Genomic DNA, 12,972 nt, shown 5'->3' with positions numbered 1-12,972 from the left:
GCGGTGGCGGGATGCGCAGGCCCTGGCCAGCGCGGCGCGTTCAGCCCCCGGTGCTGTCGAGGCGGACCTTGTGCTCCACCCGACCGCCGTAATCGTTGATGGTGATGAAGCGCACCTCGGTGGTGCCCACCGGTGCGGCGAACTCCAGGTTCTGCTTCGGTGCGACCATCGTTCCCTTGTCCTCGACCGCCTTTTCGCTGCTGCCGGTCACGGCATGCACTTCGGCCAGGGTCACGTGGAAGGGGCTCGGGTTCTCCACCCGCAGGCGGTCACCGCTGCGGGTCCAGCGCAGGGCTGCCGGTGCGTCGTTGGCGACGCCCTTCAGGCCCTGCGGCCGATAGAAAAGCTTCAGGCGCGAACGGAACGCGACCTGCAGGTAGTTCTGCTCACCGTTCTCGGCGTTGTCCGGAGACGGCGGCACGTCCAGCACGTTCAGCCAGAACACCGACTCGCGATCGGTCGGCAGCTGCGCGCCGGAGAAGATCAGGCGCAGCGCCTGGCTGCGGCCCGGCTCGACGCGGCTGATCGGCGGCGTCAGCACGAACGGGGCATCACTGGTGTCGGCCGTCTGGTTGGCGTCGCCACTGTCGATCCAGGCCTGCACCAGCGCGGGCGAGTCGCCCACGTTGTCGACCTGCACGGTGACTTCGCGCGACTGCGCCGGATAGATCACACGCGTGCCATTGACCACCACGCCTGCCATGGCTTCCTGGCAGAAGAGCAGCGTCGACGCTGCCAGCAGCAGCGCCCGGGGAAAGAGAGCTTTCATCGGAAGTACTACGCTCGAGGTGTGTGGCCAGGGGCCGCGGAGCGCTGGCCGGCGCGTACGCCGGCCAGTGCGGGTACGGCGATGATCAGTTGTAGATGATCGTGTACTTGACGCTGCTGGTGACGTCGCCCGGGGTGGCGGCGGCAGTGGCGTAGTACTCGGCGTAGTAGTTCAGGTTGGCGGTGCCGTCGGTGGCAACGGTCACCCACTGCGAGTTGTCCTGGGCCAGACCGGTGCCTGCGGCCTTCACCGGCAGGAACTGGTTGTTCGAGCCCAGCAGCTGCAGCTGCACGTTGCCGGCAGCGTTGGCCGAAGCCTGGTTGATCAGGCGGCCGCTGTTGAAGTCAACGGTCGAACCCGGCTCGAAGTAGGTGGCGACGTTGCCGGCGCTGCACTTGGTCAGGTTGATGGCGAACGGGGTGCGGCCCGCGACGGCACCGGCGGTGGCCAGGGTGTTCTTGGACACGGTCGGCAGGGTAACGGCGAAGTCCTTGCCGCCCGGGGTCGAGATGGTGCAGGTCTTGTCGGTCACCTTGCCATTGAAGGTGATGGTGCCGTCGGCAGCGTTGGCGGCCAGCGGAGCAGCGGCCAGCATGAGAGCCGCGATGATGTTGATCTTGTGCATTGCTTTTACCTAACCCTACTGAAGAGATGGAAGTAGAGGAGGAAGCAAGGAGCACTGCCGGGCTTCAAGACCCATCCTTGCGTCTCACCTGTGGCCGGATTCGGACATACCTACCCCTGAATCCGTGACGCAAGTATATGCAGAACTGTGATGAAAGTCCCATTATTTTTCTGAACGATGGTTTATTGACGCCCCAAATGTGACGTGATAGGCACTTTTGGCTTGGCGGCCGATGGGGAGTTGGCGCGGACCGGCAAAGGTGGGGGAACGACAGCAGATGACGTCTTCGACCCGGTGGCGGGCGCGCCTGAAAGAGGCTGTTTTCAGGCGGCCAGCGCCTTATTTGATGCGCATCACTCTTTGTTGGTGATGGCCCTAGCAGATTCGGATTTTGCCTATTAAAGGCCGTCCGGAGCTGTCGCTAACTAGGACACACCGAACCAGAGAACGTGTCATGAGGACTTCCCTTCTGCTGTGCGTGGCCCTGATGTCCGTCAGTGCGCTGGCCCAGGCCAGCAGTGGCAGCATCCGGTTCAGCGGCCGCATCGCCGAGCCGGGTTGCACGACGGCCCTGTCCCAGGGCGAGCTGAGCCTGGCGGCCTGCCCGCCGTCGGCCAAGGGCTCGACGGTGGCGGTGACCGCGGTGGGCGACAGCCAGGCCGCGACGCTGCGCGATGGCAAGCGCCATGGCCAGCAGCTGGCCGTGTCGGCCAGCGCCATGCGCGTCGGCGACATCGCCTTCTCCGAGCGCTACCGCGTGGAAGCGCCGCAGCAGCAACCGCTGCGGGGCGCCTACCTGGTGGTGGTCGACTACCTTTAAGCCGGGTCCGGCAGTTCAAAGACCTGACGCAGGTAGGCCAGGTAGCCGGGGTCGTCGCACATGCTCTTGCCCGGCGAATCGCTGAGCTTGGCCACCGGCTGGCCGTTGCAGCGGACCATCTTGATGACGATGTTCAATGGCGTCGGGCCCAGATCGTTGGTCAGGTGGGTGCCGACGCCGAAGGCCACCTGGCAGCGACCGCGGAAATAGTCGTACAGGCGCATCACCTTGGCGATGTCGAGCCCATCGCTGAACACCAGCACCTTGCTGCGCGGATCGACCCGGCGCTGCTGGAAATGCGCCAGCATGCGGTCGCCCCAGTCGAACGGATCGCCCGAGTCATGGCGCACGCCGTCGAACAGCTTGCAGAAATACATGTCGAAGTCGCGCAGGAAGGCGTCCAGGCCGACCACGTCGGACAGCGCGATGCCCAGGTCACCGCGGTACTCGCGCGCCCACGACTCCAATGCCGCCACCTGCGAATCACGCAGCCGCGGCCCCAGCGCCTGGAATGCCTGCAGGTACTCGTGCGCCATCGTGCCGTGCGGGGTCATGCCGTACAGCCGGGCGAAATGCACGTTGCTGGTGCCGACCAGCTGCGGGCCGAGCGCATCGCGCAGCAGCGGCAGCAGGCGCGCATGCCAGTCGCGCGAGTAGCGACGGCGGCTGCCATAGTCGGCAATGCGGCATTGCTCGAAGCCGGGGGTGTCGCGCAGCAGCGCGGCCTTGGCCTGCAGGCGGCGCTCGCCCTCGGCGAAGTCGGGCGTGGTGGTGTTGCGGAACCAGACTTCGTTGATGATGGCCAGCAGCGGCACTTCAAACAGGATCGTATGCAGCCAGGGCCCGGTGATGTCCAGTTCGATCTCGCCGGGCACCCGGGTCGAGGCACGCAGCTGGATGTACTTGCGGTCCAGGTGGAACAGGCCGAGGAAATCGGCGAAATCGGGCTTCACGAAGCGCAGGCCACGCATGTAATCCAGCTCGGCGTCGCTGAAGCGCAGGCTGCACAGGTGGTCGATCTCTTCATCGATCTGGTCGATGAAGCGGGCCAGGTCGATGCCGGGCGTGCGGCATTTGAACCGGTACTGCACCTGGGCGCCGGGGTGCTGGTGCAGCACCGCCTGCATCATGGTGAACTTGTACAGATCGGTGTCGAGCAGGGACTGGATGATAGGCATGAGGCGGATTATGCGCCCGGCGGGGTGAACCGGGGGGCCCGCCCATGCGCGCCGCCGCCGGACACGCTCGACACTACAGGGATCTGCGCAGCAGTCTCGGCACCAGCAGCAGCGCGTGCGCCCAGATCGCCCCCCAGACCGCCACCTGCACCAGCAACGAGCGCTGTGGCGCCTCGAACCTGCGGAAGTAACGCCACAATCCGCGGTGCTTGTGCCACTCGACGAAGAAGGGCCGCGAACGGCTGGACACGCCGCGGACATGGGTGACCTGCAGGTCGTTGGCGATCGCCACCACCGCGCCCGCCTCACGCGCGCGCCGACACAGGTCCAGGTCCTCGGCGTGCAACCGGTAACCGGCGTCCCAGCCACCGAGACGATCAAACAGCGTCCGCGGCATCAGCAGCAGCGCGCCGGACAGCGCCGGCACCGGCTGCAGCGTCTGTGCCGGATCGCGCGGAATCGCCAGTTTCGAGCCGCTGCCCGGCGAGCGCAGCATGGCCAGGAAATCCGGATCACGGCGGCGCACCGCCTCATCGGCATGGCCGTGCTCATCCACCTGCTCGACCCCGAGCAGGCAGTCACCGAGCACGTGTGCGCGATCGCGCAGCCTGGCCAGGGTTTCCGGCTCGACCATCAGGTCCGGGTTGATGAACGCCAGCCATGGGCTGTGCGAATCGGCCGCGCCCTGATTGTTGGCGGCGGCGAAGCCCGGATTGTCCGGGTTGCCGATGAAGCGCACGCGCGGGTCGTGGCTGGCGTGCCGCTGCACGATATCCAGCGTGCCATCCACCGAACCGTTGTCGATCACCCGGATTTCCGCCACATCCTGCGACTGGCGCAGCCGCGACAGGCAGGCATCGATGGTGCTGCCGCTCTGGTAGGTAACGACGATGGCGGCAATGGCGGCATTCAAGCGGTTGGCTCCGACGCGGACGGGACGAACAGATCGCCCTGTTCGCGCGGCATTATCGCCTGCTGCATCCGCTGCTGCAGGTCCGCGCGCAGTTCGTGCAGCGGATCGTGCATCAGGAAGTCGGCCAGGCGTGGCACCCAGCCAGGCCACCGCGCGGCCAACGCCTCCAGATCGCCATCGCGGCTGACCGCTTCGCCGGCGCGGCTGACGAACGCGTTCTCGCACAGCACGTTGCGCCAGCCCAGGCCCGCCATGCGCAGGCTCAGATCGACCAGCGCAGCGTTCCAGCCGGCGTAGCTTTCCACGTCCAGTCCGCCGGCACGGCGACGTGCATTGCCGCGCACCAGTACCGCATGCGTGACCGCCGATGGCAGCTCCGGGTGCAGGGTCGGCAGTGCGGCGCAGGTCTGCGCCAGCAGCGCAGTATCGGTGGGCTCGGCATTGATCTCGCCCAGCCGGGGCCAGGCCGCGGTCTCGCCTGCATTGCACCAGGGCGTGGCGGTGGCAATGGCCGCATCGCGGGCGAAGGCGTCCTGCAGCTGCTGCAGCCATCCCGGCGCCGGTACGCTGTCCGGTGCCAGCACGGCCACATCGAGCCCCTCGCAGGCACGCAACATTTCATCCAGATGGGCCACCTCGCCCAGCGGCCGGGCGCGGCGGGTGTACTCGGCCTGCAGTGGCGTGTTCGCCAGCCAGTGCTCGACGACCGCCTGAGCGCGTGGTCCGGTCTGGGCATCGTCGGCCAACCAGACCGCGGTACCCGGTGCCGTACCGGCATCAAGTGCGGCCAGACACCGGTCCAGCGCCGCATCGTCCACGCACAGCGGCAACAACACGATCGCCCCCATCCCGCCTCCGTGGTTGTCGGTGGCCACAGCGTAGCACCGGGAGGGTGTTGGCCGGGTTGCACCCGGCACGTGCAAAAGCCGGAGCCGAAGCGGGGTTCATGGAAACGGCGGGCGTCGCCCCGCCGTAACCCCCTACTTCTTTGCGCGCGGCTGGTTCAGCGGCTCCATCGCCCGGAAACGCTCGCTGTACTCGTCGGTCAACGTGCGCGCTTCCTGCGCATTGCGAACGATGCTGGGCGTCAGCAGCACGATCACCTCCGAACGACGGCTGGTGCGGCTCTTCTGCCCGAACAGTGCGCCGATCACCGGAATCCGGCTCAGGCCGGGAATGCCGCTGCTGCCATCGGTGGCCGAGTCGGTGATGAGGCCGGCCAGCATGATGGTGTCGCCGCTCTGTACGGCGGCCTCGGTAGCCAGCTTCTTGGTGGAAATGCGCGGGTTGCAGTTGCGCTCCTGCGGATTGCAGTTCTCCGGCACATCCGACGCGCTGCTGACTTCCTGCACGATGTCCAGGAACACCGTGCCGTCGCGGGTCACGCGCGGGCGCACCTTCAGGATCACGCCGGTATCGATGTACTGCACCGAGCTGTAGCTGCTGGTGCCGACGCCGGTGTTCACCGTGGTGGTGCTGATCGGCACCTTGTCACCCACGTTGAGCGTGGCCTCGGCGTTGTTGCGCACGAACACCGACGGGGTCTGCAGCAGTCGCACATCGGTGACCTTGTCCAGCGCGCTCACCACCGCTGCACCATTGTGGCCGGTGAACGCCCAACCCAGGCCTTCGCCGCCGGTCGCAGCACCGGCGAAGCTGCTCCAGGAGCCACCCGCCGCGGCCGGCAGGGTCACACCGCTCAAGGCTCCGGTCAGTGCACGCCCGGCCACGGCGTTGTCGAAGAACCAGTTCACGCCGTACTTCAGGTCGCCATCCAGAGCGACCTCGGCCACCTGGGCTTCGATATGTACCTGCAGTGGCATCACGTCCAGCTTCTCGATCACCTCGCGGATCGAGCGCCAGGCCTGCGGCGTCGCGCGCACCAGCAGCGTATTGGTTTCCTCCACCGCCGACACGCCGACCCGGTCGCCTTCCACTTCCAGGCTGACGCTGACGTTGCCGGACTGGCGCTGCGGCAGGTTCAAGCTGCCATTACCGCCACTGGAACTGCTGCCCGGGGTCGAGCCGAAGCTGCTGCTGTTGTTGCTGTCGATGCCACGGTCGCTGTCGCTGTCCAGCTGCGACGGAATGGCACCCGGGGCCAGCGATGCAGGGCTTGAGCCGCCCCGCTTGCCGCTGCTGGCGAACGCCTCGCTGAGCCGCTCGGCAAGATCGCGCGCCTTGATGTAGCGCAGCTCATGGGAGAACAGGCGGGCACTGCCACCGGCCGTATCGATGCGGTCCAGCCATTGCTGGATCTGGTCCAGGTAGCGCACCTGCGGGGTGATCACCAGGACCGCGTTGGCGTTTTCCAGCGGCAGGAAGCGGAACATGCCGGCGCTGGGCGTCTTGCTTTCCTCGCCGAACACCTTCTCCAGGTCGCTGGCAACCTGCTCGGCCTTGCCGGACGTGATCGGGAACACGCCCACCGACATGCCCGACAGCCAGTCCACATCGAAGATCTCGACCGTGCGCAGGTAGTTCTCCAGCTCGGCACGGGTGCCGCCGAGGGTGATCACGTTGCGGCCGCTGTCGACGTTGACGATGGCGTTGGGCCGCGCGTACGGCTCCAGCACCTTCTTCATCTCGGTGGCGGAGATGAACTGCAGCGGCACCACCCGGACCTCGAAACCGCGCGCGCTGGAGGCCGGTGCGGTGCTCGGCGCGACAGTGCCGGCCAGCGCCTGGTCGGCGGCAACGATGTTGTAGCGCCCGCCGCTGTACACCATGCGCGCGTTGTTCCAGCCCAGCACCATCTCCAGCAGGTTCAGCGCCTGTGCCGGCGACACCGGCTTGGGCGTGGCCAACGTGACCGTGCCCTGCACCCCCGGCGCGATCACATAGTTCTGGCCCAGCATGTCACCGAGGATCGCCTTGACCACGGCATGCAGCGATTCGCCCTCGAAGTTGAACGTGGCGCTGCCGGTGCCGGCCGCATGCAATGCCGGCGACGGTGCGCGCGCGGCCTCGCGATTGATCATCGTGCCGGTGCCACGGCGGATGACCGCCTGCGGTGCCCCCTGGCTGTCGGCCGCCGCATCGGCCTGGACGTCCGCTGCGGCCTGGCCGGCGCTGGCCGCAGGTTGCAGGGCGCCCTTGCGCTGCACATGGGGGCTGGAGACGGTACCGCAGCCCACCAGCAGCGCGAGCACGAAGGACCAAGGAAGAAAACGCAGGCTCATGCTCTCACTCTACCGGTTGGCGCCATTGCCCGAAGGCGGCGGCGACTGTTGTTGCTGTTGCTGTTGTTGTTGCAGCTGGCGGCGGCGGGCCTGGATGCGCTCGCGGATGGCCTGCATCTGCGCTTCGCTGGGCCCGTTGCTGTTGGCCGGCGGCGGGGGTGCGGCAGCAGACGCCGGCGCGGGTGTGGCGTCGGCTGCACGTTGCGGTGCGGTCGCCGCCTGTGCCGGCGCGGCCTGCGCCGGCAGCGGCACTACCGGCGGTGGCACCGGCACGCCCGGTGCGGGTGCACCGGCACTGCCGCGCAGGACCGTCGGTGGCTCCCCGCCCTGCCCGTTGAACACGGCAAGTTCCAGCACCTGGCTGCCGCCCGGGCCGATCACCGTCGCCTGGCGGGGCTGCAGCGCGACCAGCTGCCAACCGTCGACCGCGTCACCGTTGAGGCGCAGGCGCAGCGAGCGGTTCTGCTCCGTACTGAACGTGGCCAGGCCGAAGTCGTCCGTGAGCAGCACACCGGTCAGGCGCAATGCGGCACTGGCGCTGGGTTCACTGCCGCCCAGCAGGTAAGGGCGCGGCCTGCGGTCTTCGGCGAACAGCGGACGCGCGGCGATGGCGCTGTAGCTGTCCGCACTGGCCATCCGTTCCGGAGCGAACGCCGGCAGCACCGGCAGTGCTGCTGCGGGGTCGGCGTCGGCCCCGCCGGCCGGCAGGCGACTGCCCAGTCCGAAACCGGTGGCCAGCCATACCGCCGCGGACCAGCCGGCCAGAGCCAGCAGGAAAGCGGTGCGCAGGCTGAGGGGCTCACGTTTCATCGGCGACCTCCTCTCCCTCGGCGGCCGCCGGTGGCGGCGGCTCGACCGGGGCCGGGGCGGCCGCGGCAGGCTCCGCTGCGGGAGGTACTGCCGCAGCGCCACTGGCGGCACCGGGCAACAGGTAGCCGGCCAGTTCGAAGGAGACGTCCAGGCCCAGCCCGGATTCGTTCGGCGACTGCTGGAAGCGCTGCGCGATGAGATTGAGGTTGTCCACGAACAACCGCGGGCTGCCGGTTTCCAGGCTGTGCAGCACGGTCGCCAGTTCCGCCACGCCGCAGCGCAGGCGTACCTGCATGGCGACACGGACGAACTCGGCATCACGGCGATTGTCGGTCAGCGGCGTGCGGTTGCTGATGGTGCAGCTGCGGTTGCCGGGGCTTGCAGTGGCCACCGCATCCTGCAGGCGCGCGCCGAGCGCGGCGGCCGCGGCTTCGGCAGTGGCCTCCTGCAGGAAGCCGGGTTGCCGTTGCAAGGCTTCACGGGTGGCGCGCAGCCGCTGTTCGATCTGGGGCTGCTGCTGCAGCTGCGCCTGCACGCGCTGCTGGCGCTCGCGCAGGGCCGCGACATCGGCATCGATCTCGCGCAGCGGCTGGGTGAACCAAGGGTGCACCAGCAACAGGTAAGCCAGGCCCAGCACCGCCAGCAGCAGCGCCAGCGCCAGCCAGCGGTCACGGCGTGCGCTTGGCATCGGCCGCCTCCGGAGTCGCTGCTGTCGGCGTTGCCGGTGCCGCCGCGGGCAACGGCTGAAGTTCGGCAGTCATGGTGAAGCGGTCCCGGCCGCTGCCGGCGCCGTCCGCCTGCAGCACACCGGTCAGGTTGACCTTGCGCCATTGCGGAGCATCCTGCAGCAGCTGCACCAGCTGCGAGGCTTCGCGGCTGAGCCCGATCAGCTGCAGGCCGTTGTTCTCGATGGCCAGCTTCTCCAGATAGGTGCCTTCGGGCAGACGGCGGGTCAGCTCGTTCCAGATTTCCACCGTGCCGGCATGCTGGCGGCGCTGCGACTCCAGGAAGGCCGCGCCGTCGATCAGTGCCTGCAGCTGGGCGCGTTCACTGGCGACACCCCGGGCGCTGCGCGCGCTGCGTTCGACGTCCGCACGTAGTGTGTCGGCGGCGGCGCGGCGGTTGTCCAGCAGCTGCAGTCCAGCCAGTACCAGCATCACCAGCGCGGCCAGGGCCAGCAGCAGGTTCCAGCGCCGCATCGGATCGGGCCGCGACTGGCGCTGGGCGCTCGGCAACAGGTTGACCTGCAGCGTGCCAGCCTGCGCATCGATCGCGTCGACGCCGGCCAGGGCGTCGCCCCACTCGCCCACGCTGGCACGCCAGGCCTCCATCTGGCGCAGCGGCCAGGCCACCAGTTCGACCTGCAGCTGGCCTTCCCCTGCCGCGCCCAGTTCACGCACGTCATAGCTGACCTGGCTGGCCTCGAACGGGGTCTGCCGGTCGATCTCATAACCGACCACCGCGTGCAGCCGGTCGCCGGCCGCCGCCGGCAGCCGCAGGGTGCGACGCAGGACCCGTTCCACCGGCAGCAGCCAGAATCGCGGCAGGCTGCGCAGGCGCGGCTCCAGCACGCGATCCAGTGCGGCCGGAGACGAGGGCCACGGCAGGGTGACCACCGCCTCGCGGCGCTCGCCCGCTTCGCGCCAGACCTGCAGCTGGTCACCCTCGCGCTGCAGCAGCAACCGTGCCTGGGCCCAGCCCAGCGCCCATTGCCAGCGCGCCGGCACCCACGCCAGCAACGAGTGCCGCCACCAGCGCAGGAAACGGCCGGCGCCAGGACCGATCTGGCCCTGCACCTGCCGCAGACTGTCCTGCCAAGCCGTCATCTTGCCGTCATTCCCTGCTCCCAGCGAAGCACTGTGTAGGACCGCCCGGGAATCCCCCCGGAGCCATTGCGAACCACTGCCTGCAACACCGACCTGCGTCCACTGCCGTCGATGACACGGGACTCGATACTATAGGTGCCGCTGCTGCTGGCAAGCGCTGAAGATCCATCCGCCGGATCGCCGTCACGCTCCGGCTGGTTCCGCTGCGCCAGCACGAGGTCGGCATCCAGGCCCAGCGCGGTCAGCACGGGAGCGCTGGCGAATCGCGGATCCGGTCGTGCCTGGCGGCTGTAGAGGGTCAGGTGCGGCAGCATCTTCCGGTACAGCGGCCCGTTCATGCCCAGCACCCGCTGCAGCTCGCCGAGCGTCTCGAAGCGCTTGTTGCGGGGCCCATACGGCAGCCCGGCCGCAGCGTAATCCTGTGCCTCGGCACCGCCGCCGGGCTGCAGCAGGCTGTCCTCGTCACGCCAGTCGACGATCGCGCCTGCCAGCTGGCGCGCGTTGTCCACCGGTTCGCCAAGTGCCTGCAGAAATGCGGTCAGCAGCGCCACGTCGGCCAGGTTCAGGTTGATCTTGCCGTTCTCGTCCAGCACCTGGATCTCGATGCGGGCACCGTCGAACTGCCAGCGATAGGTGCGACCATCGGCCTGCCACGGCGCGCGCAGCGGATCCGGTGACAGCCGCATCAGTGCGTACTCAAGTCCCGCACGAGCACGCTCCTGGCCACGTGCATCGTCGTCGAGCACGCGCTCCTGCAGATGCTCGACGCGGGCGCTGAGCGCGAACGCGCCGACCAGTGCGGTCATCAGCGCGATCAACCACAGCACCAGCACCAGTGCGGCCCCGCGCGACCGCATCAACGCCCCCCTCCACCGCCGCCCAGGCGGGGGGCCACCACCAGGGGCGGCCATGCGGCACCACGGACCGGCACGATCCGCAGTTCCACCAGCAGAGGCAGGCGACGGGTGTCTTCCCAGCGCGGCAGCCACTCGGTCATCTGCCCGCTGCCGGCATCGATGCCGCGATAGCGCATCTCCACCGCTTGCAGGCCATCCACCAGCACCTCGGGCGGGCGTGGTGGCGTTTCGGCGATGCGCTCGCCCTCCTGCAGCAGGACCAGGTCCAGCAGCAGACGCTGCTGCCCGGCCTTGCCGTCCACCTGCAGCGCATGCAGATAGGGCCCGCCGCGTCCGAGGTAGCCTGGCAGATCAGCGACGAACAGCATCCGTTGCTCTTCGCCCTGGAAGAACACCGGCTCGCGGGTCGGGTCTGGCACTTCCAGCGGGCTGCGCATCGCCCCGGCCAGCTGTCGCCGCAGCAGGGCCTGCACCGCGCGCATCCGCTCGCTTTCGGCAGCGATCTGTTCACCCCGCTGGCTGACCGCCATCGCCGAGCGCACGCTGGCGAACGCCAGCGCCAGGCCACCGGCAAGCAGCACGGTCGCCAGCATCACCTCAACCAGAGTGAATCCCGCAGCGCTCCGCTTCATCGCGCGCGCTCCAGGTCCGGCGGCAGCAGGCGCAGGCTGCGCCAGCGCAGCTGTTCGCGTTCGCCATCGCCCCACCGCACCTGCAACTGCAGTTCGGCCAGCCACGGTGCACCCGGCGACTGCGTGGCCGCGACGTTGCCGGCGCGTGGCTCGGTCCAGGGCTGCACCTGCAGCTCCCAGCGATAGCGCCCGTTTTCCCAGTCGCCCTGCTGCTGGCCCACCTGCAGCGGCGCATCCACGCCCGCCGCGGCCAGCAGCGATTGCGCATGCAGGACGGCGCGCGTGCGCAGCTCGGCCTCGCGCACCTGCCTGGCACCGCCGGACAGGCTGCCCAACAGCAGGGTCAGCGCCAGCCCGAGCAGAGCGAAGGCCACGATCACCTCCAGCAGCGTGAAACCGCGCGCCCGCCGCATCACTGCGCCTGCCATGGGCCGGAGCGGACTTCACCGGTCAACCAGCCGACGTCGATGCGCCATTCGGCGGCATCACGCTGCAGGCGGATGCGGCCGCCACTGGAACCGCCGTCGGGATGGAACTCGATCACACCCTGCCCTGGCGCAGTGGCCAGCTGCGCAGCGCCTTCGAAACGCACCGTCAGCTGTGCCGGCAGCTCGCCCTGGCGCTGGTTCGCCCCTTGCCAGCGATGCCGTGCCGGCTCGATCACGAACCGCTGCGGTTCGCCGCGCGCGATCGCCTGTGCACGCACCATGCGCAGCTGGTTGGCGATGTCCTTGCCGGCGCTGCGCAGCTGCATGCCGGCGAAGCCACGCGACAGTCCCGCCGCGGTGATCAGGCCGATGGCCGCGATCAGCGCGATCACCAGCAGCATCTCCAGCAGCGACAGCCCCGCCGGACGCCTGCCGTGCAGGCGCGGTCGGGGCAACCGGCGCGGCAGGAAATACGTCATGCGGGATTACGGCTGGTAGCGGATGTCGGCATCGACGCTGCTGCCACCGGCCTTGCCGTCCTTGCCCAGGCTGATCAGCTCATACGGCTGGCCTTCGCCGGGTGCGCGGTACTCCAGTGCGTGCCCCCACGGATCGTTGAGGTCGGCCGGCTTGGCGTACGGGCCGAGCCAACCGCCAACGCCGGCCGGTGCGGTCACCAGATCGGTGAGCGCGCCCGGTAGCTTGCCGGTATCGATCTGGTAGTTGTCGATCTTGGATGCCACGGTCTGCACCTGCGCCTTGGCGATGTTGGCCTTGCCCCGGTCGGCACCGCCCAGCACGCGGCTGGCCACCAGGGTCAGCACCGCGCCGATCAACACGATGACGATGATGATCTCCAGCAGGCTCATGCCCGACTGGTGCCGCGCGGCGGTGAAGGACAGGCGGATGGGTCGACGGTTAGCGATCATGAT

General features: G+C 68.7%; 15 protein-coding genes. 1 reads left to right on the top strand and 14 read right to left on the bottom strand.

Annotation, left to right across the window (positions count from 1 at the left end; all coding sequences use genetic code 11):
• Nucleotides 1-40 precede the first annotated feature (40 nt).
• Both N5J29_RS11955 and N5J29_RS11950 read right to left on the bottom strand, forming a co-directional pair.
• Nucleotides 41-769: a fimbria/pilus periplasmic chaperone gene (locus N5J29_RS11955; protein WP_164151707.1), complete on the bottom strand. Its 729-nt coding sequence runs from the start codon at nucleotides 767-769 to the stop codon at nucleotides 41-43.
• 85 nt (nucleotides 770-854) lie between these two features.
• The gene (locus tag N5J29_RS11950) at nucleotides 855-1,394 is read right to left on the bottom strand and encodes a fimbrial protein (RefSeq protein ID WP_053518870.1); all 540 of its coding nucleotides are present in this window, start codon (nucleotides 1,392-1,394) and stop codon (nucleotides 855-857) included.
• Between the two features lie 454 nt (nucleotides 1,395-1,848).
• Here N5J29_RS11950 and N5J29_RS11945 point away from each other — a divergent pair, with 454 nt between their 5' ends.
• Complete coding sequence (locus N5J29_RS11945; RefSeq protein ID WP_053518868.1) at nucleotides 1,849-2,214, top strand: hypothetical protein; 366 nt, start codon at nucleotides 1,849-1,851, stop codon at nucleotides 2,212-2,214.
• Here the strand turns inward: N5J29_RS11945 and pncB are convergent.
• The 12 genes from pncB to gspG form a co-directional block, all read right to left on the bottom strand.
• Entirely contained in the window at nucleotides 2,211-3,392 is a 1,182-nt protein-coding gene (gene pncB / locus N5J29_RS11940; RefSeq protein ID WP_053518866.1) for a nicotinate phosphoribosyltransferase, read from the bottom strand. The genes N5J29_RS11945 and pncB overlap by 4 nt on opposite strands.
• 73 nt (nucleotides 3,393-3,465) lie before the next feature.
• Entirely contained in the window at nucleotides 3,466-4,305 is an 840-nt protein-coding gene (locus N5J29_RS11935) for a glycosyltransferase family 2 protein (RefSeq protein ID WP_111186328.1), read from the bottom strand.
• The gene (locus tag N5J29_RS11930; RefSeq protein WP_111186329.1) at nucleotides 4,302-5,153 is read right to left on the bottom strand and encodes a glycosyltransferase; all 852 of its coding nucleotides are present in this window, start codon (nucleotides 5,151-5,153) and stop codon (nucleotides 4,302-4,304) included. Before N5J29_RS11930 ends, N5J29_RS11935 begins: the two co-directional genes overlap by 4 nt.
• Before the next feature lie 132 nt (nucleotides 5,154-5,285).
• Nucleotides 5,286-7,487 (bottom strand): type II secretion system secretin GspD, encoded by a 2,202-nt coding sequence (gene gspD / locus N5J29_RS11925; protein WP_164151709.1) that lies wholly within the window; start codon nucleotides 7,485-7,487, stop codon nucleotides 5,286-5,288.
• Nucleotides 7,488-7,496: 9 nt separating this feature from the next.
• Entirely contained in the window at nucleotides 7,497-8,297 is an 801-nt protein-coding gene (locus N5J29_RS11920) for a general secretion pathway protein GspN (protein ID WP_164151711.1), read from the bottom strand.
• A complete protein-coding gene (gene gspM, locus N5J29_RS11915) occupies nucleotides 8,287-8,985 on the bottom strand; it encodes a type II secretion system protein GspM (protein ID WP_164151713.1) in 699 nt (232 codons plus the stop codon). Before gspM ends, N5J29_RS11920 begins: the two co-directional genes overlap by 11 nt.
• Nucleotides 8,966-10,123 carry a PilN domain-containing protein gene (locus N5J29_RS11910; RefSeq protein WP_164151715.1) on the bottom strand — a complete coding sequence of 386 codons (1,158 nt, stop codon included), beginning with the start codon at nucleotides 10,121-10,123 and terminating at the stop codon, nucleotides 8,966-8,968. The genes gspM and N5J29_RS11910 overlap by 20 nt, the downstream gene beginning before the upstream one ends.
• Nucleotides 10,120-10,983, bottom strand: a complete 864-nt coding sequence (locus tag N5J29_RS11905; protein WP_164151717.1) for a general secretion pathway protein GspK — start codon at nucleotides 10,981-10,983, stop codon at nucleotides 10,120-10,122. The genes N5J29_RS11910 and N5J29_RS11905 overlap by 4 nt, the downstream gene beginning before the upstream one ends.
• A complete protein-coding gene (locus tag N5J29_RS11900) occupies nucleotides 10,980-11,612 on the bottom strand; it encodes a type II secretion system protein J (protein WP_128989080.1) in 633 nt (210 codons plus the stop codon). Before N5J29_RS11900 ends, N5J29_RS11905 begins: the two co-directional genes overlap by 4 nt.
• A complete protein-coding gene (locus N5J29_RS11895; RefSeq protein ID WP_074901859.1) occupies nucleotides 11,609-12,025 on the bottom strand; it encodes a prepilin-type N-terminal cleavage/methylation domain-containing protein in 417 nt (138 codons plus the stop codon). The genes N5J29_RS11900 and N5J29_RS11895 overlap by 4 nt, the downstream gene beginning before the upstream one ends.
• Complete coding sequence (locus N5J29_RS11890) at nucleotides 12,025-12,519, bottom strand: GspH/FimT family pseudopilin (protein ID WP_074901860.1); 495 nt, start codon at nucleotides 12,517-12,519, stop codon at nucleotides 12,025-12,027. The genes N5J29_RS11895 and N5J29_RS11890 overlap by 1 nt, the downstream gene beginning before the upstream one ends.
• A 6-nt stretch (nucleotides 12,520-12,525) precedes the next feature.
• A complete protein-coding gene (gene gspG / locus N5J29_RS11885) occupies nucleotides 12,526-12,969 on the bottom strand; it encodes a type II secretion system major pseudopilin GspG (RefSeq protein WP_053520019.1) in 444 nt (147 codons plus the stop codon).
• Nucleotides 12,970-12,972 lie beyond the last annotated feature (3 nt).

The organism is Stenotrophomonas sp. GD03680 (genome assembly GCF_029844625.1).
Taxonomy (GTDB): Bacteria; Pseudomonadota; Gammaproteobacteria; order Xanthomonadales; family Xanthomonadaceae; genus Stenotrophomonas; species Stenotrophomonas maltophilia_P.
The sequence above is the reverse complement of the archived record's forward strand: the minus strand, read 5'-3'. Positions and strand labels throughout refer to the sequence as shown.

What these genes read in the sequence shown, in the direction of transcription:
- pncB (WP_053518866.1), bottom strand. Translation starts at nt 3,392, where the DNA reads ATGCCTATCATCCAGTCCCTGCTCGACACCGATCTGTACAAGTTCACC.
- N5J29_RS11930 (WP_111186329.1), bottom strand. Translation starts at nt 5,153, where the DNA reads ATGGGGGCGATCGTGTTGTTGCCGCTGTGCGTGGACGATGCGGCGCTG.
- N5J29_RS11900 (WP_128989080.1), bottom strand. Translation starts at nt 11,612, where the DNA reads ATGAAGCGGAGCGCTGCGGGATTCACTCTGGTTGAGGTGATGCTGGCG.
- N5J29_RS11895 (WP_074901859.1), bottom strand. Translation starts at nt 12,025, where the DNA reads ATGCGGCGGGCGCGCGGTTTCACGCTGCTGGAGGTGATCGTGGCCTTC.
- N5J29_RS11955 (WP_164151707.1), bottom strand. Translation starts at nt 769, where the DNA reads ATGAAAGCTCTCTTTCCCCGGGCGCTGCTGCTGGCAGCGTCGACGCTG.
- N5J29_RS11910 (WP_164151715.1), bottom strand. Translation starts at nt 10,123, where the DNA reads ATGACGGCTTGGCAGGACAGTCTGCGGCAGGTGCAGGGCCAGATCGGT.
- N5J29_RS11950 (WP_053518870.1), bottom strand. Translation starts at nt 1,394, where the DNA reads ATGCACAAGATCAACATCATCGCGGCTCTCATGCTGGCCGCTGCTCCG.
- N5J29_RS11890 (WP_074901860.1), bottom strand. Translation starts at nt 12,519, where the DNA reads ATGACGTATTTCCTGCCGCGCCGGTTGCCCCGACCGCGCCTGCACGGC.
- N5J29_RS11945 (WP_053518868.1), top strand. Translation starts at nt 1,849, where the DNA reads ATGAGGACTTCCCTTCTGCTGTGCGTGGCCCTGATGTCCGTCAGTGCG.
- gspM (WP_164151713.1), bottom strand. Translation starts at nt 8,985, where the DNA reads ATGCCAAGCGCACGCCGTGACCGCTGGCTGGCGCTGGCGCTGCTGCTG.
- gspD (WP_164151709.1), bottom strand. Translation starts at nt 7,487, where the DNA reads ATGAGCCTGCGTTTTCTTCCTTGGTCCTTCGTGCTCGCGCTGCTGGTG.
- N5J29_RS11920 (WP_164151711.1), bottom strand. Translation starts at nt 8,297, where the DNA reads ATGAAACGTGAGCCCCTCAGCCTGCGCACCGCTTTCCTGCTGGCTCTG.
- gspG (WP_053520019.1), bottom strand. Translation starts at nt 12,969, where the DNA reads ATGATCGCTAACCGTCGACCCATCCGCCTGTCCTTCACCGCCGCGCGG.